The sequence below is a fragment of the Pseudomonas sp. NPDC089752 genome, from assembly GCF_044748725.1.
GTDB lineage: Bacteria > Pseudomonadota > Gammaproteobacteria > Pseudomonadales > Pseudomonadaceae > Aquipseudomonas.
In genome coordinates, this window is the sequence record NZ_JBIVGP010000008.1 from 168,998 (window position 1) to 190,181 (window position 21,184).

13 protein-coding genes are annotated in these 21,184 nt (G+C 55.8%); 8 read left to right on the forward strand and 5 right to left on the reverse strand.

All coding sequences use genetic code 11. The features are described 5' to 3' along the window. Positions 1-369: 369 nt before the first annotated feature. Together ACIPZF_RS15545 and ACIPZF_RS15550 are read left to right on the forward strand one after the other, a co-directional pair. Positions 370-1,677 carry a tyrosine-type recombinase/integrase gene (locus ACIPZF_RS15545; protein WP_400800919.1) on the forward strand — a complete coding sequence of 436 codons (1,308 nt, stop codon included), beginning with the start codon at positions 370-372 and terminating at the stop codon, positions 1,675-1,677. A gap of 239 nt (positions 1,678-1,916) precedes the next feature. After that, entirely contained in the window at positions 1,917-2,420 is a 504-nt protein-coding gene (locus tag ACIPZF_RS15550) for a hypothetical protein (RefSeq protein ID WP_400800921.1), read from the forward strand. Positions 2,421-3,046: 626 nt separating this feature from the next. On the opposite strand, the gene ACIPZF_RS15555 is transcribed toward ACIPZF_RS15550, so the two are convergent. From ACIPZF_RS15555 to ACIPZF_RS15565, 3 genes are read right to left on the reverse strand one after another with little or no spacing between them, the layout of a single operon-like run. Then, the gene (locus ACIPZF_RS15555) at positions 3,047-5,248 is read right to left on the reverse strand and encodes a hypothetical protein (RefSeq protein ID WP_400800924.1); all 2,202 of its coding nucleotides are present in this window, start codon (positions 5,246-5,248) and stop codon (positions 3,047-3,049) included. Further along, entirely contained in the window at positions 5,248-6,411 is a 1,164-nt protein-coding gene (locus ACIPZF_RS15560) for a hypothetical protein (RefSeq protein WP_400800926.1), read from the reverse strand. Before ACIPZF_RS15560 ends, ACIPZF_RS15555 begins: the two co-directional genes overlap by 1 nt. Beyond that, on the reverse strand, positions 6,408-6,845 hold the full coding sequence (locus tag ACIPZF_RS15565; protein WP_055137105.1) for a MazG nucleotide pyrophosphohydrolase domain-containing protein: 438 nt from the start codon (positions 6,843-6,845) through the stop codon (positions 6,408-6,410). Before ACIPZF_RS15565 ends, ACIPZF_RS15560 begins: the two co-directional genes overlap by 4 nt. A 1,037-nt stretch (positions 6,846-7,882) precedes the next feature. On the opposite strand from ACIPZF_RS15565, the gene ACIPZF_RS15570 reads away from it, so the two are divergent. After that, positions 7,883-8,476, forward strand: a complete 594-nt coding sequence (locus ACIPZF_RS15570; RefSeq protein ID WP_400800929.1) for a hypothetical protein — start codon at positions 7,883-7,885, stop codon at positions 8,474-8,476. 124 nt (positions 8,477-8,600) lie between these two features. On the opposite strand, the gene ACIPZF_RS15575 is transcribed toward ACIPZF_RS15570, so the two are convergent. Further along, positions 8,601-8,819, reverse strand: coding sequence for an MbcA/ParS/Xre antitoxin family protein (locus ACIPZF_RS15575; RefSeq protein WP_122251667.1), 219 nt, complete (start codon positions 8,817-8,819; stop codon positions 8,601-8,603). 869 nt (positions 8,820-9,688) lie between these two features. Between ACIPZF_RS15575 and ACIPZF_RS15580 the strand changes: the two genes are divergently transcribed. Next, positions 9,689-10,639, forward strand: coding sequence for a hypothetical protein (locus tag ACIPZF_RS15580; protein WP_400800932.1), 951 nt, complete (start codon positions 9,689-9,691; stop codon positions 10,637-10,639). Positions 10,640-10,858: 219 nt separating this feature from the next. Here the strand turns inward: ACIPZF_RS15580 and ACIPZF_RS15585 are convergent, their stop codons facing one another. Further along, entirely contained in the window at positions 10,859-12,580 is a 1,722-nt protein-coding gene (locus ACIPZF_RS15585; RefSeq protein WP_400800935.1) for an RNA-directed DNA polymerase, read from the reverse strand. Positions 12,581-13,008: 428 nt separating this feature from the next. Between ACIPZF_RS15585 and ACIPZF_RS15590 the strand changes: the two genes are divergently transcribed. The 4 genes from ACIPZF_RS15590 to ACIPZF_RS15605 all read left to right on the forward strand — a co-directional run bounded on the left by ACIPZF_RS15590 (position 13,009) and on the right by ACIPZF_RS15605 (position 20,692). Further along, a complete protein-coding gene (locus tag ACIPZF_RS15590; RefSeq protein WP_400800938.1) occupies positions 13,009-14,043 on the forward strand; it encodes a hypothetical protein in 1,035 nt (344 codons plus the stop codon). After that, positions 14,031-17,192: a hypothetical protein gene (locus tag ACIPZF_RS15595; protein ID WP_400800941.1), complete on the forward strand. Its 3,162-nt coding sequence runs from the start codon at positions 14,031-14,033 to the stop codon at positions 17,190-17,192. Before ACIPZF_RS15590 ends, ACIPZF_RS15595 begins: the two co-directional genes overlap by 13 nt. Further along, on the forward strand, positions 17,170-19,527 hold the full coding sequence (locus ACIPZF_RS15600; protein ID WP_400800944.1) for an RNaseH domain-containing protein: 2,358 nt from the start codon (positions 17,170-17,172) through the stop codon (positions 19,525-19,527). The genes ACIPZF_RS15595 and ACIPZF_RS15600 overlap by 23 nt, the downstream gene beginning before the upstream one ends. A gap of 346 nt (positions 19,528-19,873) precedes the next feature. Then, positions 19,874-20,692: a hypothetical protein gene (locus ACIPZF_RS15605; RefSeq protein WP_400800946.1), complete on the forward strand. Its 819-nt coding sequence runs from the start codon at positions 19,874-19,876 to the stop codon at positions 20,690-20,692. The last annotated feature ends 492 nt before the right edge of the window (positions 20,693-21,184 follow it).

The window sequence follows — 21,184 nt, forward strand, 5'->3', positions numbered from 1 at the left end:
CAACAATATTCTTATAAACCGAGATTTATTTGAGCGACAGGCACTACCAATGTCTGACGCTGCCAGATGCAAATTGCTCATATATGACGCAGCCGGGCAGACCCATAACTCCGAATATGGCCTAGTGGGTTTCTTGTCATATGTCAAGCAAGCATGATAGTCGCTGACGGGTGGTGTCGATGGGCTAAAAATTTGTCAAGGTTGCGGCCGGCCAAACTTGGCGCTACTATCCGGCAATTCCCATTAACTATGGCCAGTCGATTGAAGTGAGTGATTGAAGCGGGCGGTGCAGGAAGTGAAAACTTCCTAAAACAGCCAGATTAGGAAGTTTCAATTGCTGACGTATGCCAGCCCATTACGGTAAGTAAGATGACCTGCACTCCCCGGCCCATATTTGAATCTCACAGTGATTTCGTGGATCAGGATTTCACTGTAGGCCGGCCATCAATCACGAGCGTCGAGCGATTCTTGGAAGGCTTTGCTCCCGAACTCAAAGCCATCCCAGGGTTCCTGGCTATCAGGGGTTATCTGAGGTGTTATGCCGACAACGCGCTCACATTCAGCACGTACCGAGGCCACGTTGAGCGGCTATTTCTCTGGGCGCTGATCGTGCGCCAGAAGCCTGTGCACGAGTTGAAACGGCTTGATGCCGAAGCGTATCTTGAGTTTTGCAAACACCCGCCAGTCACTTGGGTTGGGCCAGTCATTCGTAATCGGTTCATTTCAGAAAATGCTTTAAGTAGTGCTGATCAGACACCGGATCTGGAATTAGCGGCCAACCCCAAATGGAAGCCTTTCACACTGCGCGCTCCGAAACAAAATCGCAGCCTGAGTGAAAGTACTGGGGACAATTCGTCGACCTACTATCACTCATCATCCGGCAGCATGAACAATGTATTCAAAATTGCAAGTGGCTTTTATGAATATCTAGTTGAAGAGGAAATCGCTACTTCGAATCCGTTCCGCAAGGTTACTAAAAAGGGGCAGTATAGTTCATCTCAGCTAGAATCCAGCACTTCTCGGGCGTTGACCCCTTTGCAATGGGATTATGTGATTGACACTGCAGAATCCATGGCCGCTGCTGATCCTAGGAAACATGAGCGCACCCTATTCGTGCTCGTTACGATGTTCAGCATGTATTTGCGCATATCGGATATCGTTGGGCGTACTAATTGGCAGCCCACCATGGGAGATTTTCGTCTGGATGCTGATGGAAACTGGTGGTTCCATGTTGTGGGTAAGGGCAACAAGTCCGGAAAAATCGCAGTGCGGGATGAGTATGTAACGAAGTATCTCACAAGGTACCGTACCTTCATTGGACTGAGTCCATTGCCTACTTATCAGGAGAAAACTCCGCTTCTGAAAACGCTGAGTGGTCGCGCAGGCCTCTCGGATCGACAGGTGCGCGCCCTCCTCCAAACCGTTTTTGACCAAGCGCTCGTCAGAATGCGTGCAGAAGGACGTGAGTCTTATGAAATGGACAGCCTGCGCGTAGCATCATCGCACTGGTTACGTCATACCTCGGCGACCTTTGATGCGCCGTTCAGAAACGCGAAGGATCTTCAGTACGATCTAAGGCATTCCAACCTGGCGACAACTCAAAACACCTACTACCACTCACATGATCAAGAGCGAGCGCGGTCGGTCAAACACTTAGGAACGCGAGACAGAGGCTGATACTGCGCTGCCCTGCTCTTGGCATAATGTAAGGGCAAGCTCAATACGCACAGGGCAGCATAGGTATCCCATGGAGACCCTACCTGTGCCAGGCTACCTACTCAGTCTCAATTGGCGAGTGCTAATTAGCATCAGACATTGTCAGGCGATACGATTAGTATCTGAATCGGGTTGCGCGTACGCATGCTCCATACGTAATGTGTCAGTATGTGTAAAATAAAAATAATGGAGGCATTTAAATGCCCGGCACAAAGTCCACCTCATGCACTCGCGCTCGAACCAAAAAATGGTTTGGCACCCGCCTATTATCTGTTGCCCAGAAGAAACTTGTAAGACTTAGCCAATTCCAAGCAATCGGTTGGTTTTTCAAGGCCGTCGATATCATGGCGGAAGGATCCTTGCTGGATCAACTGAACGGAATGTTTTGTTTCGACCGCGAAGTTGATCAACTGGGCATCGGAGCTGACGCCCCAATACATCTATTATGCTCTGCTAGCTGGGATGAGAGATTTTTCGTGGCTTGGTGCTTGATCGGTACCCGCGAGCGAGAGCTTGCCAAGCAACTGATTGCTGGCGGAGCCCACAACTTCTGGCCCGACACGCGTTTCTGCGAAACCGGTTGGGAAGACCGTGTTCAAGCGTGGCTGGCCAATCTCCCCACGGGCGAATCTGATCACGTACAGTTTGAAATCGTGAGGTTCGTAGGCCAGCCCCCTCGAAATGCTCTCCAGTTCGCACAATAGGATCGAGGTGCAATGCTCATCTGATTGTCGAGTCTTCAGGATCAGGAAAAGCCCCGATGATAAGCCCACCTGGCCATCCTGGAGCTACCGCCAGTTATGCGCTGCTTCGCGGTTCGATCTGTGCAGTGCATTGCGTGGCCCAGTCGGGAGTCACAAGCTGTATATCCATACAGCATTGGGAAAATACGGTATCCCTTAGGCCCCAAGTGCACCGTCGCCCCCTGTGCTGGTTTTCTGATGACCCTCTAAAGCCCGTGGCACGGGGCCTGTAGCCATTTTCCACTCGCGACCACCCGCCATGCTCGACATCGTAAATCAGGTCATCCAGGTGGCAGATTCTCGGGGCTACAGATAGTACTGTATATACGCACAGCATTCGGTCGACCACGCCCGCACCAGGCACCCTGCCCTTGCCCTTTTCCGCACAAGCGCAGCTAGGGCAAAAACTAAGCTAGAGCTTAGATTCTCACCGCAGCCGCCCAAAAATCTGGAAAAACTAAGGTAAACCTTAGTTTTCAAGGGCGTCTTCCAGTGACTATCGCCTCACACAGATATCTGTAAACCAACTTTTTGCACTGTAAACCACAGCGGTTAACAGTATAAAAAATTGGTTTACAGCCTCTGCTCTACCCTTCGGTGGCAGGGAACAGCGCCCGCTGGGTGAGCAGGAGCAACCCTAAGAGGCTGGAGGCGTTGTCCTTACGGTTTTCGATAGCCTCATCGAGCAGTGCCCGGGCGTCTTCCTGCGTGAGCTTCAGCGTAGCGGTAGCCAGTGCGGCGGCAAACTCCAAGGCGGCATCGCCGTAAGTCCGCTCCCAGCGGGCAAATACCTTGGCGATGAACTCCTTCATCAGCTTGCTCAGCTCCGGGCTTGCTGAGTAATCAAGCTCTGAAGGGAGACACGCCCGGAGGAATGACGCCTGTAGGACGTTGTCGTTAAACCGGAGGAAGCACTCCGGTGATAGCACCACGGACTCATACCCCGTCGGCTGCAGGCGCAACTCATGATCTTCGTGCTCCCGAGCGAACTGCAGGACGGCAGCAATCGTAAAGAACACCGTGCTTTGCGGTACGTTCGGACAGTCCTGGCCCACATTGCTTGAGGCGTCGAAGAACAGAAATCCATCGGATAAGGCGAGCGCGCTGCCGTCATGTTTTGGCAGGAAGCTGTGCTTGTTCGCCATAACCAGCTCAGCGGCCTCATCAAGAGCCTGATGACGAACCTTGTCCGCGACTGCAGGCGTGAAGCCGACGTCATCGACCTGCCCGGCAGAGGTAACCTTGGTCAACCGACTCCAGGCGTTGTCTTTCCCGTCATCTCCGATGGGCAGGCACAGCCAGTTAGAGAAGCCATACTCCCGGGGCGTGGGGTTCTTCACCAGAAACGTTTTGAGAAGTGTCCAGGCTCTCGCGCTCTGTGGAATCCCGATCGGTGCAAGGAACCTGCGCGGCACGGTCGCATCCATGTAGGCCCGCAGATCACGACTGATCTCTCTCAGGATGCCGCCATCGCGCGCAACCACTGTCGCGACCAGCACCCCGGAGACGGTTTTGAACTCAACTTGGTCAAGCTCGCTGTAAGGCACGCATTGGATTGGCTTGGTCGCGCCCCATTTCTCGCTGAGAATCTCATGGGCCACCTCGCCAAGTTTCTTCGACCCGTCATCGTCGGCGTAGACGATCAGGTTTGTCGCCATGGAGACCGACCAATCAATTTCAGCGGCCAGCCATGTTCTGAAGGCAGCGTCCGCCAGCAACAGATCAGGATTGAGCGTCAACAGCTTGCGAGGCTTGCTCGACTTGTTGAATCCATCAATTCCTCCCATACCGAAGTACTTGTGGAATTTGGCCAGCCGCTTCGGGTCATGCTTCAAGGATATCGTGATCGACTTGGGTGGCTTGGATTTCGCCGAGAAGTTCTCTCCTATGATCTCAATCAGCGTGCAGCCTTCCTCCGCCTTGACTGGCAGTGGGTAGTCAACGTCGTCCAGGGCGACCAGGACACCTCCGTATCGGCCATCCGCCGTGCGATCGATCAGTGTGGCTACGCACTCCTCTGCGAAGCCCTGCTCCCCCATCTGCTTGGCCATACCGCCAGATGTAGAGGCTGATACCACGCAGAAATACTGACCTTCCGGCGGGTAGATGGTCTTGAGCCGTTCGTAGGAGTGGAAACTCATGACTTCGGACTTGCTATCCAGGCGAGCGAGCGCATTTTTCACGAATGCATAGATGCCCATGGTGTCGATGTACACCTTGCCAGCCTGGCGCAGCCTGGCACCGTACTCGAGTGCAATTGCATACCCGACCACACACACCTCGGCCTCATCGCTCGCCAGTTCCCTGGTCTGGATGAACACGTTGTTTAGTGTGCCGGAGGGGTGCTTGAAGGAGTGCGCGGATGGCGCTGCATGAATCACGTTGTTCTTTTCGATCAGCGTTCTCAAACCCTCTCTCAAGAGAGCGCTCGGATCATGACGGTAGACAAGCTCTTTGCCGCCCAGCACATGGGGGTTGAAGCTTGCGCCATTCCACTCCAGGAACACGTATTCATGGACACATACACGCGCGTTTTTCTCGCCACGCTTTAGCAAGTTGGCCAGGCGGTCTTGGTCGTCAGCCCAACCGCTCTTGAACACGGATAGCTGATCAGACGTCCCCAGGATGTAGACGCAGTCAGGTAGATGCCGTTGGGCCTTGAGAGCCACCTCGATGTCAGTGAAGACATGCTGAACCGAGAGCTCGGAATCGTTGTAGCAGACGACCAACGCTTCATGACTGCCAGTGGGATCGCTGACAGCGGACATCCATTGATAGAAACGCTCCATTACATGCCCCTCAATGGAATCATGATGGTGACAACAGCGCCTGCAACGGGCGCCAAATCGGTGGTGTCCCAATCCCTGAAATCGTCAGGATGACGGTGCTGGTCGTTCTCTTCGAATTGGTTATAGATGCACAGTCGCCCGGAACGGATACGGATCAATCCGCCTACCTTGCGAAGCTCGTTCAGGATGGCAGGCAGGCCGATGCCCGCAGCGTCCAGAGTCTTGCTGGACTGGCGTGGCTGCAGGCATTTGAGCAGGTAGTCTCGCTCCTCCTCGAGCGACATCTCTTGCACCGCCCTGCCGCTAAACCTGGAGGCGAATCCGGGGCCTGAGTCGAAGAAGCTGATGTGCAATGCGCGCAGGCTGGTCTTGTTGTTGTCGGTGGTGGACGACTCTCGCTCCCAGTAACGGCGCAAGTCCTCACTACCGTCAAAGTCTTCAGCGAAAATCTCGTCCTCAAGTCGCTTCCAGCCGACCATGACGCCTTCTACGTGGGCGAAATACGGGTGGCCCAAATGGTCTGAAGTCGCGTGTTCCTGGGTGTTGGATACAAGCTCAGAACAGAGCAGGCCCAAGCTTTCGAGGAGAGAATCCGGAACACTGGCACGCCCGCTCTGCTTGTTGACGAAGTCAATGAGCCTGCGCATCTCAGTGGTCATTTCAGACGCAGGCTTCACCTTGCCTTCCGCGCTAAAAAGCGGTCGCAGGTGCTGAACCTTCGATCCTGCAACACAGATCAGATCGACGACTCGGCCGTTGACGACGTCCTCGTACCTGCCGGCGTCCATGGCCTGCATTCGTTCGACCGACTCCTGAAAGACCTCTCGGCGATTGAATGTCTGCTCGCCGAGCCGGATACCCTTGGAAAGGCGCAAGGCAGCAATACCTGGCGAACAGTTAGCGAGGTTGTGCAGCAACGCTTGAGCATCGGCTTGCGGGTTGAAATCAAGGTAGTCGCTCTGCAACTGCTGCCGGGCCAGGGTAACGATCAGTTGCAGGCGTGCGGCATCATGCATGGCGCCATGCCGCGCACTGAGCATGTCTGCCTGAATGAGAAACCTCTCACCCTGGCTGTCGCAGATCTTGCGAATGGCCGCTTCGATGTCTTTGAGCGTACGCGTCTTGCCAAGGTTGATAGGTTTCAAGCCTGTTTCTCCAATCAAACGTCCGCTTTGTCCCCAGCGCCAAGAAGCAAGGTTTTGATCTTGGGTTCTGGCTTCCAGTAATTCGGGCCTTTGAGGAACTTCCCGTTCTCGTCGTAGATAGGCTTTCCATCTGCTCCCAGTTTGCTTTCGTTGCTGTCCATGATGACGTCCAGGACGTCCTCCAATGGTAACCCGTACTTCAGGGCCTCAGACCGGCAGTAAACCATCACATCACCCAGCAGGTCGGCTATGGCAACCTTGATATCGATCTCGGCTTCACCTTTCTCGATCTTCTCGACGATTTCATCGATCTCATGGACTTCAGCCATCAGCGTGGCCTTGAACTTCCTGAGCTTGTCCGCAGGATCGGCGAGAAGCGTCGGAGCGCTGTTGATCGGCAGCTTATACATCTGATTCATGGCATGAATGCGGTCTTTGAAAGGCTTACTCATGAATGCTTCCTTCTCGATAAGTCAAAAGTGGTGAGTCCGCTTTGCATGATGCAACACGCAAAAAAACAAAGGAGCGGCTTGAGCGTCGCGATGACGGGACATGAGCGTTGGACAGGCGCGTGGATGCCTGGCTGGCATTGAGGCCGCGAGGTCACGCTGGGAATGGGCTGGGAGCGGTTGGGCGTCTGGGCAATCCGTGTGCGATTGAAAACTCATTGTCTCTCACTACTCCATTAGCCCAGGACGCCAGTCAAGAAATCAAGGTTCCAGAAGCATACCCCAGATATTTCGTCTAGCGCGCCTACGAGGTTCAAAACAGTTTTCACCCCTGCTCCACTGTGCCATGAGTGAGGCATCACCTGGCACGCCTCTACAACGCCTCTAGAGGCAGAGTGCTAGGCGCTGCAGGGCTTCTCCGACATCCACGAGATGACAGCCCTACGACTAGGTATCAGCATCACGGCAGGGCCTATGCTCTATGGCAACCTCAGGGAGGCCTTTTGCGAGCCCCGCTTTTGGCATCGCTGGCACGCAGGGTCAGCGAGCACTAGAAGCCGTTCTCGGGCATGGGGATTTCGGCCTAGCTCGAGTGGGGGCATAGACGATCATTCTGTTCTCATCTCCAATCCAAGATGATTGGAGACACCGCGCCTCACTCAAGGGCGATGAACAGATCAATTAATGGTTAAAACGTTAATTGTTGCGTCGAAAATAAATGAGATGAACCAATAAACGCCCTAATCTCATTGTTACATAGTGTTACATCTTTTCCTGGCGTATTAATCGACGAGTATTAATTAAATTAGCGCTTTTTACTGGTGCTACATACAGTCCCACTGAAGTCCGAGGTCTCAATATTTATTTAATTAGTCGAATGGTGAAGGCTTTCAGAATTCTGCAATTGCGCCTGTAGCCCAACGGCAGCGCGGCCTCCAGAGGGAATCAAAATTAAAATAATATTTTTTAAGCTCACGGATGCCCATAAATATTATCGACTTGGGAGAGCCGATTGACACGCTGGAACTTGGAAGTAAAACTTGCTGAATCTTGAAGGCGAGGACTACTCAGTGATAGATACAATTGACACAGTTACTTCAGAAAGCGAAGGGCGATCCGGCAAAGCACTTTTCAAGGACTCAGAGACACATCCGATAGCATTTCAAAATGATGATGCCTGCATGCAGGACGAGCACCATGTTTACGAGGGTCAGAAAGTCTCCGAGCTGACCCTCCATTGCCATATGCAGCCTAGCCTAACGATTGACAGCATGAAGAGGTGGGGAAAAAAGATCGTCGATCTCACGAGGGCATCTGGCGGTAACATAAAACTGAATGCTGCACACGATCTGATTGCGAATGCTTTGGGTTATAAGAGCTACCTCAGAGCTAACGAGCTTAGGGGGGCGGACGACGTTGTGCCAAACTTATGGCAGGCTGAGGGCTCTTGCGGGCTGCATTTGCTGACCATCAACGGCGGGTGGCCTTCTGAGAAGCCCTCTGAAGAGTTCAACCAGAGGCGAGCCCATAACAAAGAGCGTGCGTTTGCGTCAATGCAAAACAAAATAGAGAGGCGCCGGTTGAAAAATATCGAGCGACACTTGCGGAAATCTGGCGGTTGCCCTCGTCCGTAATCGAGATGGTTTGGCCTATCGATCGCGTGACCGATCTAGGCTGAGCGTTGGTGTATACCCTTGAAGACCGCCAACCCCTGGCCCACAGTAGCATCGTGGGTAAAAGGGCCCAGCTCGAGGTCACTCAGGCGACAATCCCATGCTCTAAGCGCCTGATGAACTCTATCACCGTGTCAGTCTCCAGCCGGGTTGTGACCATGCTGGCGGGAGCTTTGCCATCAAACGCTTTGACTGGGTGAGACATCCAGCGCATTGCCGCATCAAGATCGCCGCTATACAAGCTCTTAGCTGCTTCGAGCACTTCTAGGTAACGGTCGTGTTGATCAGGGGACAAAGTACTCATGTGAAAGCGCGCTCCGCTTTGGCTATGACTCACGCCGGGCATTTGGCTGCGTCGAGCTGTGATTATGGTCGATCGCTGGGCGAGCGTCTGCTGCCATTTGCGATTCCCCACCGCTGGGTTGCTTCTGACCTGCAGCGCTTGGGGTTCCGCGCTTCAATGCCAACTGTTCCCGCATCCAGTGGCCTGCAGTGTCGAAGTCTCGCATCATGCCCGCAAATTCTTCGTCAGTGAGAAGTGCGGGCAGTCTGTCTGGCGTCACGGCGACTCCATTTATGCGGCTGGTCGATCGGCGTCGGATTGATCCAACGGCGACCATGCATTCAAAAAACCAACCTAACATGGCACTACGGGAAGCTCCAGCGCACCGCCCGTGGCGTGAGTCCGCTGGCACGGATCAGGCGGGCTCGAGGAGCCGCAGATGACAGCCATGGGCCATGGGGGCATGGAGTCGCGCAGACGCCTCCCCAGATGATCTGACATGCCTCCGTCACTTACGTATTCCTTAGTATGCCTGGAATGCCCTGCCCGCTTTGAGGCCATCGCATCAAATCTAGCCCCTTGAACCGGATGCCCCCCCTTAATCTAGCCATCGAACTGCTGAGTCAGTCACCAGGTTCCGATTACTGATCCGGTTCACCGCGCCAGCGCCAGCTCGCGCTCACGGTGCCGCTCGACAGGCAAATGGGAAGAAATTCGACGATTTCATTTTGCCATCCTCGCAGATCGCCATGCTCCGGATTGTGTGCGAGGATTCGGTCAGCGCGATGCCTCAAGGGCGTGCTAGACGGTAAACAGGATATCGAGCCGTTGATTTCCTCGCTGTGGCGCTGGACGCCATCATGATGATTACAGGAGGTTGTACTAGAGACATGGCATTGGATGTGGCGTTTAGCCTTGAGGCTGGAGATTTTGTCGACCCCGATCGAGCCTATGACCTGTATTGGGCAGGAGTCATCACCAACAAACGTCTCTTCGTTTGTCCGGGCGCGGGCTGCACAGCCCAGGTGACCTGTGCAAATCTGGACAAGGACGTGCAGCGCATGCGGGTGGTGCCGCACTTCAAGGTCTACGGCGACCATAGTGAGGCGTGCGGGGTGGTCAACGGGAAGGCGGTCGACTTGGAGGTTGAGCCGAACGGCCCTGACGGGCAGGAGCGCAGAACTGTCGATGAGTCAATTGTTGACGTCTTCAAGCTCGAGCGTCCCGACTCGTACTACGACGAACCCACACAGGATCCCTCTGCCGATGTGCATGTAGCGAAAAAGCGCGCTAAGAGCACCAGGCCATACACCACCAAGCTGGGTGAATCTGGGATCGTTGGCCCCATCTACTCCGTCCGTTCGGTGGTAAGCCGTTACATTCGCTATCGATCTGACAACACCCTCGAGTTTCGCCGCCTCAACATCGCTGGCCAGGACGTAGCGTACGACAGCATTTTCAAATGCATTTGGGAGCAGGATCTGAACGACCTCCCCGACCACCCCGTGATCTACTATGGTTGGGCCTACATTGACCGTACCAGAAAAGACGATGCGTACCGGATCAAGTTCAAGAAATGCTTGATGCGTGGAACCGAAAGCCTCACAACCTCAAGCTTCGTCTCGGATGCGCTCGTCGACCGGTACAGACTCAAGAACCTCATGGCAACCAGGCTTTCAAAGATCTCTCAGGAGCCTAAACCGACCGCATTCGTGTTCCTGTACGGACAGCCCACAGTACGTACATCGAATGGGACAAGCTACGCCAATTTCGAGCTGAAGAACTTGGACATGATTGACGTCAATTACGACTGTCCATTGCCTTCCAAGTACGACAGGTAGCCTGCAACTCCTGCGCAGCACGACGTTTGCTAGGTCGAGGCTGCCATGATGCTAGGCCAGCCCACGCCTTATAGCGCCAGTAAATCCAGCAGTGGGATGCTGAGGTCAAGGCGCCATCGGTACCGGCGGTTGTGCATCCAAAATCGCCCGGAGTGCTGCCCTGGGGCGTCGACGGCACGAGCCTGCCTACCCATCGCCAGCTGCGCCCTACTCGCCCGCCTACCAGACTTCGTTCGGATCGGAGTCGTCGGCTGCAAACAGGTCTTGGGCGCCAGCTGGCCGCGCCGCCGTCCCCGGCTCGTCCTCATCCTCATCGCCCTGGTCAGCGGAGTCAAAGTACTCTTCATCCATGTCATCGAAGTCAAACTCGTCTTCGATGGCAGCGTCGGAGTCGAAGTCGAAGTCGTTGAGCGCTGATTGCCTAAGCTGGAAGATAGGCGGAAGCTGAGCCCCTTCACTGTAGAAGCCTACGCCAGCCGCCAGCATTGCGGCGAAGCATGGCTCTCCCTGGATGAATTCAAGGTTCGGGTTGGAAAGCCAACGCCGGCGCCCGCCTTCATAAGCCAGCATCCAATTGTTGCCTATAAGCGCCTGCCCCGTTGCCAACGGCTCGAGTTCGGCAAGATTGAGCTCGCCGGCCACCAAACCGGACTGATTTAGATCCAGGGCGATGAGCGAGCAAACGGAGCTCTCCATCTGGAGCACTTGCTGTACCAGTGGCGCCCCTAGGGAGATCCTGAGCTCCTTGCACAGCCATAGCAGCCAGGCCGTTTCACTGTGATGGTTCGCCGCCGAGGCTGACTCGAGTAGGTTTCTGCAGAAATCGCCCAGCGCTTCCCGGTTCAATTCATACTGATGGCGATGATAGGTCACCAGGATCTGGGTGATCACTTGAAGTGTGTTGGGAAATCCATACCCGCATTTGAGCAGGTAGGCTTCGGCGATCGACCAGTTGGATTTTTTGATAATCGTGGACGAAAGCTGCTTCAAGCCATACTTCACCAAGCTTTCGTCCTTGAACCGCGCCTCCAGCGAGAACAGCACCTCAAAATAGTGGTGGATGTCGTCTTTTTGCTGGCGGCGCTTCGGTGAGACAACCAGCTTTTTGAGGGTGTATTTCCAGGACTCCTGGACGAGCTCGCGGACTTCAACAATCTTCGTTTTGGATGCATTGATCTGCAGTTCAAATGCGCTGACGCACTTGATGATGACAGCCAGCGCGCGTTCAGCCTCTTCCCTGGTGTTGAAAAAGAAGGTGAAGTCATCGACATAGCGGAAGCCTTTAGGCCAGCCACCCAGCGCGTCTCGAATGGAATCGTCAATCGCGACGCCTATCATCTCGGCGATGATGTGCGACGTATCCGGGCCAATCGGCAACCCAATGGTCTGCCCATCCTGCGTACCCATGCAGCGCTGATCCAGGGTGTTGCCGAAGAACTGATCGGATTTGCCCCTGTTGATCTTGGCTAGCGCCTTTGTATGCAAGGCCCACGGAATCGTATGGGTGTAGATGGTGGGAAAATAGTTCGAGATATCGGTGACCAGCGCATACCGTGCGCCCGCCGAGCGGCGCACGCGCTCCTCGTACAGGTCAGTGAATTTCGTCAGCTCAATCGCCCGCAGCGATCCTCCAGCCCCAGGAATGCTTCGAGAGATTTCACTCTTGTTGAAATGCTCTTGGATTTTCGGCCAGTACCGGCAGATGTCCTTGGCCAATCCATAGAAATTAACCGGGTTGGGTATAGAGGTGGTACGTCTGCTGTATGACGACCTCGCCACCGAAAATCGTTCTGACTGGGAAAGTATGCGCCTTCTTCCGTCCAGGGCCTCATCCCAGGAAGCTTGGAGCTCCTCGATTTTTTCCGCCAACTGCGTGGTGCTGAATCCGACTGGAAGCTGGATCGGGAAATACCCTCTAGAAAGCAAGTCCTGTAGCTGCATGGCTCTCCCGGCAATCAGGTGTTGGTGAGTGAAAGGCCTCAGTTTTGCAGGCTCAGTCTTTCCAGAAGGCATTCAGCCCCCACATGGCAACAGGTTTCAATCACATGGATGCCGGCGGTGGTGATTACCCGGTAGCTATATGCCATGAAAATTTGGTGAAGGCTACTCGACGACGCCGCTCAGCGAATCTTGCCCCTGCTGCACTCAGGCCGCTTATCGGATCCCGGCTCCGCTTCACGAAGGCAAGATGAGGCAGCGCGCCAAGTTATATGGGGCTTTCACCAAAGAGCGGCGCCTGCGTGCAAACCGCGATCCGACCAGTTGTCTTGCGATAACCCATAAATTGAACCAGCCTCCTTGATCCGGTGGTACGACGTGCAGAGCACGATGCTCCGCAGAGACACATGCTTCCAATTCAAGGGGGGCTTATGGACTCAGTGGATAGCGACGCCCAACACTTGCTTGGCCTGATCGTGAAGGCCGCGCAGCTCGATGCCCATCAACAAGCCGAGCGACACGACCTGTTGCGCCAGGCCAGCGCCTTGTTGTGGTGGCTGGAGCCAAGATCCCCTCCCCGCACGATCGCCAATCTCCTCTACTGCCTAAGCCTGCCGCTTGAGCAGTGGCTGGACAGCCGCCTCAGGCAAGGCTACGAGGGCACCCTGCAGTTTGCCGACGAACCCACCATGCTGTGCCACGCCATCGCGCTGGAAACCAATCCTCGCGCTGGATGGGAGCGTGTGCAGCAGATTGTGAAAAACGTCCGCGACCTCTGCAAGACTCGCCCCAGCGGTGATGATGAGTACCGGCTGTTCAGAATGTTCTTGATCGAGCATGGTGTCGTCGACGCTGATCGAAGCCTCGATTTCCTGATCCCGCTGCAAGTCAGCTTTAACTCCCTGTACGAGCCCATACCACAGCATTTGATCCGTTTGGGTCAGGTTTACCTGTGCCCGGGCTGTGGTTGGCCGATGGAGATTCACCGCCGCGCGGTGTCATGTGGCGCGCACTGGTGTGAACAAACAGTTGGCATATTCCAGTGGATGGGCGACGACCTGGTAAGCGTAAAAACCGGCAAAGTGATCCAGCCGCATCCCGCCGAGAACAAGTACCGGCTCATCCCGGCTTTGTGGACATTTACCTTGATCCCCGGGCTGCTGGAACTGCGCCTACGTGACGGGATAGGCCGATTGGGCCTCATTGCCGAGTTGTGGCCCGACGTTGATCAGGCTGATCTGCGCTTTACCATTCATGATCGAACCTATTCGCTCGATGCCAAGGTGTGGCATTCGCCCAAAAATCTGGGCCTACACCTCGCCAGCACGCCGTTTACTGAGACGTTCATCGTCATCCCTGATTACCAGGCGCAGTTCCTCGAAACGCTGAATGAGCAGTGCTTCCCGAAGGAGGTCATGTCTGAGTCACAGTGCCTGCGGTGGGTGAAAAAATTATGCCAACGCTAACTGAGAATGCCACCGCCCTCGCGCTTGGGTTGGCCGTCAAGCACATCAGCAAGGAGCCAACCCTTGCAGATGCAGAAGTCTTTCTGGTGGGGCGTCCCCACCTCTGGAGCGGCTGGGAAAGTGCTTCCGAGAGCGTGCGAGACCAGATCATCACGCTGATCAAGTACCGGCCCGTCGACCTGAACCAGACCGGGCGATTTCTTGAAGAGGCTGGGCGAATCATCTTCGAGGGTGGCGCTCCTTTCAGGTTGGCCGGGGCAGATCTGTTGCCTGACCAGATAACCCAGCCACCCCTCAAGGAGACTGATGTCTATTACTTCCAGGCAGGGTTCGACCTGGATGGCCTGATCGACGAGAAGCTGTGCGCCATTCGAACGGAGCCCACTACAGCATCGTCTACCAAGTGGCCCACTGAGGGCCAAATTCTGCTTAGAGAGACCCAAGCGGATGGATACCGCACGTTCGTGATCTCGGAGGCCCAGCGTTCTCGCCTGGTGCTGGATGATACCGCCTTGCCCCTGTTGGAGGCTCCGGACACTCCGGTGTTTTCCTGGGCGAAGGCATCGCTGTACGAGATAGCCTGCGCGCTTGATGAGGCGGGTTCCGACCCGGCCAACCATCTGCACCAAAGCCATCGCAGCTCTCTGAACTCAATCGTGCGAAACGATGGTTGTGTGGAGGCACGTGCTGGGACGTTCTATCGGGTCAATGCTCCGACGGGGACGGGGAAAACCGTTGTGATGCAGTTGATGGGTGTTCAATCCGCCTTGCAGGGGCATCGTGTAGTGATCGCAGTGCCTAACCTCACTGATGTGCGCAACATGGTGGAAGCGCTGAAGCGCGCGATGAGCATCGTTGCCCCTCACCTGAAGGTCGCCCCGCTGCACTCTCAGCGCCGGATCGCTAAGGCGGGCGACTACTACCTGGCACGTGGACGGGAAGATCATCCTTACGACTACCGATGCCTGCTCGATCCTTGTGCCACTGACGGCAGCGTGAGTCCCCGCGACGAGGAGCCCTGTTTCAGTCTGCAACTACCCGGCGAGCGTCGCGGCAGGGAGACATTTAAGCGCATTCGCAGTTGCCCATTTCTGAACCAATGCGGTAAGCGAACCATGCTCGAGCAGGCTTTGGCCGCCGACATCGTTGTGGTTAACCACCACGCCCTGATTTCCGGTACCACCCGCATCGCCGTCGAGGGTGGCGGTGGCGAGTCGAGAAGCCTGCTGGAGCTGCTGCTGCGTTCGGCCTCGCTGTTCATGGTCGATGAGATCGACGGACTGCTGCTGAGTGCAATCGATACCAGCGTCTTCGAACTCCCGCTGAGCAATCATATCGAGCACAGCAGCCTTGCCGAGCTGCATATGGAGATCTTTGGGCGGGACACCATTGCAGATGTCGATGCTTCTACCCTGTATCGTGCTCAGCGCGCTTGCAATGCAGTGATCCTCCATACGACTCGATTGCTCCAGCTGGCGCTTAAACACCTCACCTGGCCAGAGCGTGAGACGGTGTGGGAACGCGCTGAAGACCAGATGATCGCCGAATGTCTGGGTGTTGACCCCTCGGTGCTCGACGGTATCTGCGGCTATGGCAATCAGCCCATTCCTCCACACTTGGCTCCCCTGCGGGAGCTCCTGCAAGCGTTTGAACACAACGACCCACTGCCGAGCCCGACTGAGGTAGTGGTCAGTATCGGCAAGCTGCTCGAGACCCTGGCGAAGCAAAGGAAGCTGGGGCTGCGGCTCAACGATAAGAAGAATGAGAAAAACGAGAAGAGGCTGGAAAAGCTCAAGTCTTCTCTGGTCATCAGGACGAGTTTGCACTTTATTGAGGACAGCCTTCGCACCCTCTATGCCGATGTGCCCATTCTGGCGCGAGCCAAGGTCGCTGCAGCGCTGAAGGTGCAGCAAGACCTCTCGGGTTCCGCACCCTTCAGTCCGACTCCGCTCGGCCCACTTCAGCGCGTCGTATACGGGTTCAAGCGCAAGCAGGAGGGAGTAGGCACCTGGTCGCTCCAAGTTGTAGCGATGTCCGGCGACCCTCACCGGACGCTTCAATACTTGCCCAACCTGACCTCGAAGATTCACGCCGGCGTGAACCGAACCTTTATCGGTTTCAGTGCCACGGCGTTCTTCCCCGGCGCCAGCTGCTTCGACCTGAACGCCAAGACCCTCATTGACGTACCGGATGCCAAGGGAAACATTCGCTTCGAAAACGTCAATGTATCTGTCCATGTTTCGGGGGCGCCGCTTGATTCTCGGCTGTTGCATGTCAGGGATCTGGCCTATGAGTTATGGCCTTGGCTTACCAGTCGCCTGGCAGCGCTGGAGCAAGACGAGATGACCCGGCCCCGAGCGCGCTTGCTGCTGGTGACGGGCAGTGATGCAGAGGCAGAACAACTTGCCTCGACGCTGTATGAAGTGTCAGGTGGGCAGCGCAAGGTGGCCTGGATTCGTGGAGGTAAGAAAGCGGATCGACAGGCGCGCTTGCCCCAGGCGAACAAGCTCACTTATGACGATCTGGTGGAGTTCGCTGACGGCCCGAATGCGGATGTTCAATTGCTGGTTAGCTCCATCTATCCGATGGCGCGAGGTCACAACATAGTGACCTCAGATGGGATGTCGGCCCTGGGTGGCGTGGTTGTGTGCGTCCGGCCATTACCCTCTTCTGATCAGACCGGAAACAACCTTGCACACCTGTGCTATAGCGTTGGTGAAAGCATTGAGCCATCTGCAACCCCGGGACTGGCGCTGCTAAAAGAAAGGGCCATGGCGAACCGAATACTCAATGGCATCCGCCTGGCTCCACCGTACTTTTACAGCCAGCCCAAAGCCATACGGTTCTACACCATCATGAACGTCCTGGTCACCCTCACCCAACTGGTCGGGCGTGCCAGGCGCGGCGGCACCCCAGTCACCTGCTACCTCGCTGACGCTGCGTTCTTCGACAGCCGCTACACTTGGGCGATGCTTTTGGATAGGACGATCCAAAAGCTCAAGCTGGATGGCCACTGGCGCAAATTTTCAACGCACCATGCGGGCCTGGTGGAAGCCATGACGCTGTATATCGAAGCGGCTGGCCCGCAAGCTACAGCGGGCACACAAGAGACTGAGGGACTACCCGATGACGATTTCCCTGAGGACTAATCTGTTCCGGTTTGATCCGGACGAGCTCCCGCCCGTACTGCAGTACCAAGCTTCACAGGACTTCGTGAACGGATGGCAATTGCTCTCTAACCATTTCGGTAAAGACTACCTTCCTACCGAGTCACTCGAGGAAATGCTCAGCCACCTTTCCGGTGGCCCTGTGTGGGTCAACGCGCAACTGCTAAAGATCAAGCAGGCGCCAGCCATCGCTTCGCTCAAGCCGATCGACCCGGACAAACTGAACCGGGCGATCAACGTATGGGCGCAGCACATCCTGCGCAAAGCAGCGCCTGGCCAGCAGGGATTCATTGAGTTGCTTGTGCCTGAGCCCCCAGTACTCATCCATGCCTCGGAGGTCATGCACGATCCGAGGCAATCGACAGTGACCTACAAGGTCGTGCCCTGGATGCTCGCGCAGCAATTATCGACCAAACCGATGGAGTCCTCCGTCCCGTTGAACCTCACTGTCTGCACCGACGGCTCCTTGCTTGCCTGGGACAATCCGCTTTTTTATGAGCGTGGTGAGCGCCGCGCCGTAGCCATGCACGCCGTGACAACAAGTTTGCTATTGCTGCACAAGGTGCCGAGTCAGTACGCCTCTGTCACGGTTCACTTGAGCCATATTCTGCCCGAGTGGCGCCATACGACACATTCGGCGTGGATCAAAACCGGTAACGGAATCTCGAAATTCCAGATCCGGACGGTGCGAACCGACGACGGCAACTTCCAAACGATCTATACCAGTCCAGCTGCGGAGCTTCTCCAACACATGGGGGAAGGTGCTCTACCGCCGCTGGGGGGCAATGAGGTCTCTATGGCAGGGCCCGTGCGACCGGTTTACGCCCGCACGCCGATCGGTTCACCCATTGGCAGTGGTGTCGGCACGGTTATCCTTGACCAGGCGAGCTTTCACGTCCAGAAAACCGTGACCTCGGCCAAGCCCATGCTGACCCGCTATGTGGGGCGGCTCATTGGCCAGCGAGACAAAACGCCGGAAGAACCCGCGCGGCCCATTCGGATCGCGGTGGTCACTGCGCACACAGACACCATGATGCGCATCAGCAAGGCTTACGAAGATCTGGAATCTGTTTCCCCGGTGTTCAGGGAAAAACCCAAGCCTGAAGTTCTGCTTCAGCAGATCCAGTGCAAGGATGCCCAGCGGGTGCTTACCTCCCAGACAACGTCAACCGACATCCAGAGCTGGTTTACCCATGAATTGCTGCCAAGGTTGAGTGCGTTGGCGCCGGATGCGGCGATCATCGAGACAGCGCCCGAGGTGGCTAGCAAAGACAGTGACGATCCGAAGCATATCTTGCGAGCACTCTGCGCCAAACAGGGAATCTCTACCCAGTTCATCTTCCATATTCCGCCTCAAGCCGAGGGTACGGCCCCACCGAAGAGCATGGCCGCCGGACTCAAAGGGCGACTCCGGAAGGCTAAGGCTCAGGAGGAGCCTCCTGAAGATTACCCTGCCATCAACGGCCTCATTGATGCGATCCGAGGTACCGGCTACATACCCATGCCGTTGGAACGCACCGCAGGCATACCTACCGGAACGACCGTCGTTTCCATTTACGTTGACTACCTCAGCAAGCTGAGCGTCTATCTGCCAGTGATCACGCGTGCCGTGGTCAATACGCGTGACCTGCAGGTCTACGTGGGGGGCGCAGATGGCCAGCCGGGGAAGTGGATAAGCTACCGGGAAGGTCTCTGTGCCATTCATGCAAGCCCGAAGTTGCTGGATCAGGACGCGGCAAAACTGCTCATCACGCAAGCGCTGCTGGCGCCTACCACTGTGGCCGACAGCCCGTTGATTGTGTACATCAACGCCGGAGCGAAGCGATTGTACCCGGGCATGAACGACGGCGCCGGCCATGGGCTGCCGCCTATCCCGAAAGGCGCGTGGTTGATACGTACGCGCTCTGATCAACAGACGGCTCAGATGACCGGTGTGCACTCGGTTTCACCCTTGGCGCCGATGTTCATTGGTAATCGGATTGGTGTGCATCAGGCTGAGCACCAGGAGTTGGTGTACTACTTCACTTCCTACTCCAAAACGTTCAACAAAACACGATCTCATCGCTACCACACGCGCTACGACGTCAATCAGGCGCAGCTCAAGGACTCGTGGCAGCAGCTGGGCGTGACGGAGTTTGTGATGATCCAGGAAGGGAATTTTGCGACCAAGGATCAGCTGGCACTGCAGGCCGGATACTGGTGCAAGAATGCCCCCTTGTGGGATGGGTTCCTGCGACTTCCCTACCCGCTTCACGCCGCGCGCCAGATCGCCGAGGATCATCCGGTTGCCGAGAAGCTAAGGAAAGGCCGCTTTTGATAGCGGCTATGCTGGATCTGCTATAAGGGCTGAACTAAGCCGGGTCAACGCCGCAGGCATACCACGCCCGTTTCCAGTCCATTGCGGCTGCCTCCGCCGGGTCGCATTCCAATTGACGGCATGGACACCCGGCAAGGCCCTGGCCAGAGAGTTTCCAGGTCTGACCGAAGCGAATACAGTCGCCGATTGAGGATTGAGAGGTGGCTCAGGAAAGTAGCGGCGACCATTCCTGCGCCTGCTGGCGACCTTCCCTCTAAGCAGCTACACAAACAGTCATGCTGGTGGTGCTTGTCGTGACAGCGGCTAAACACCGACAATCACGCCCTTTCGCCAAAAGGAGCGGATTGTGTACGAAGAACGTTTCATCGCATTCGTCGACATTTTGGGGTTTGGTAAGCTTGTTGAGTCCAGCGCCGTCGCCCCAGATCTCGTCCAAAAGATCTTGGATGCCCTGATGTCCATCCATCCCGACAAGATTCGAGATGAGATGCCGTTCACCATCAACCATGACAAGGTGCCTGCGGAGGAGATGGAGCAGCTCCTTAGCGATCTGCGTCGAGCGGCAGCAGCCATGAGGCATCTGGCCCCGGTTGCAGTGCACTATTTCTCGGACAGCCTGGTGATTTCCGCGCCGGCGAACAATGTCATGGCGTCCCAAATGGTGCTGGACTTGCTGACAAAGCTCAGCACCATGATGTGGATGAGCCACAAGCTTCTGCTGCGTGGCGGCGTCACAGTCGGGCCACTGGTTCATGTCGAAAACGGCCCTATGTTCGGCCCGGCGATGAATCGTGCTTACTACCTGGAATCGAAGCTCGCAAGCGCTCCTCGCTTCCTGATTGACCGCCACTGCATCGAGCGCTACCGCGAAGTCGAAACTTTTGGGCTTTTCGAGTCCTTCATCCAGGAGCAGGATGACGACTTCTTCTACGCATCCTTGGCCACAGCGTTCCGGCACATCATCAACGACTCCGCTCAAAGCACACTGGGCGAAGAATTTCTGGAGCAATACAGGTCAGCGATGCTGTCTGCGCCGGAGGAAATTGAGCGCCTGATCGCCCAATTCAAAGACGAAGCTAAAATTACGAACAAATACGTATGGTTGGCGGGGGAGTTTTCAGCGCGTATTCCCGAAGTGAGAGCAGCCTACACCTCAGAAGAATGACCATCGCTGCGTGCGCCAAGAGGTGGACAGGATGATCAGCAAGCGGGTGCACGCCATCCGCTATAAGCCCAGATCTCCTGCCAAGTGTTGGTCACGCATCGTACCTGTGGCATGCCCATCGTCGAGAAGGCGTCGGCGCAGGTAGTGCAACAGGTGAAATCGCAGGGAATATCGTATTTCAATACCAGGGCTGAGAACGTGAAAGCGGCTAGCCCTGCTTCGAATCAACGCTCTGTGCAGCGCCTCCAGCCCCTCGCTACCGAGGTCTTGCGCATAAAGACGCGATGGCGATTCGAGCCCCGGGGCTCTTTTGTAGCTCGAAATGGCTGAGTCCAGAATACGTTCCAGGTCAGAACCATAGTGTTCAGTAGCCCGCGCCCACACAGCCGTTTCCAAGCATGTGTCCAATTACTACCCTTCCCTAACCGTCACCCGCGAGGTTTGCTGGCAAGCAGGTCGCGGCGGGTGCTCATTTATACTGGCGATCGCTGA

Coding starts and splice junctions, on each gene's coding strand:
- ACIPZF_RS15545 (WP_400800919.1), top strand. CDS start 370: ATGACCTGCACTCCCCGGCCCATATTTGAATCTCACAGTGATTTCGTG.
- ACIPZF_RS15550 (WP_400800921.1), top strand. CDS start 1,917: ATGCCCGGCACAAAGTCCACCTCATGCACTCGCGCTCGAACCAAAAAA.
- ACIPZF_RS15555 (WP_400800924.1), bottom strand. CDS start 5,248: ATGGAGCGTTTCTATCAATGGATGTCCGCTGTCAGCGATCCCACTGGC.
- ACIPZF_RS15565 (WP_055137105.1), bottom strand. CDS start 6,845: ATGAGTAAGCCTTTCAAAGACCGCATTCATGCCATGAATCAGATGTAT.
- ACIPZF_RS15575 (WP_122251667.1), bottom strand. CDS start 8,819: ATGAGTACTTTGTCCCCTGATCAACACGACCGTTACCTAGAAGTGCTC.
- ACIPZF_RS15580 (WP_400800932.1), top strand. CDS start 9,689: ATGGCATTGGATGTGGCGTTTAGCCTTGAGGCTGGAGATTTTGTCGAC.
- ACIPZF_RS15585 (WP_400800935.1), bottom strand. CDS start 12,580: ATGCAGCTACAGGACTTGCTTTCTAGAGGGTATTTCCCGATCCAGCTT.
- ACIPZF_RS15590 (WP_400800938.1), top strand. CDS start 13,009: ATGGACTCAGTGGATAGCGACGCCCAACACTTGCTTGGCCTGATCGTG.
- ACIPZF_RS15595 (WP_400800941.1), top strand. CDS start 14,031: ATGCCAACGCTAACTGAGAATGCCACCGCCCTCGCGCTTGGGTTGGCC.
- ACIPZF_RS15600 (WP_400800944.1), top strand. CDS start 17,170: ATGACGATTTCCCTGAGGACTAATCTGTTCCGGTTTGATCCGGACGAG.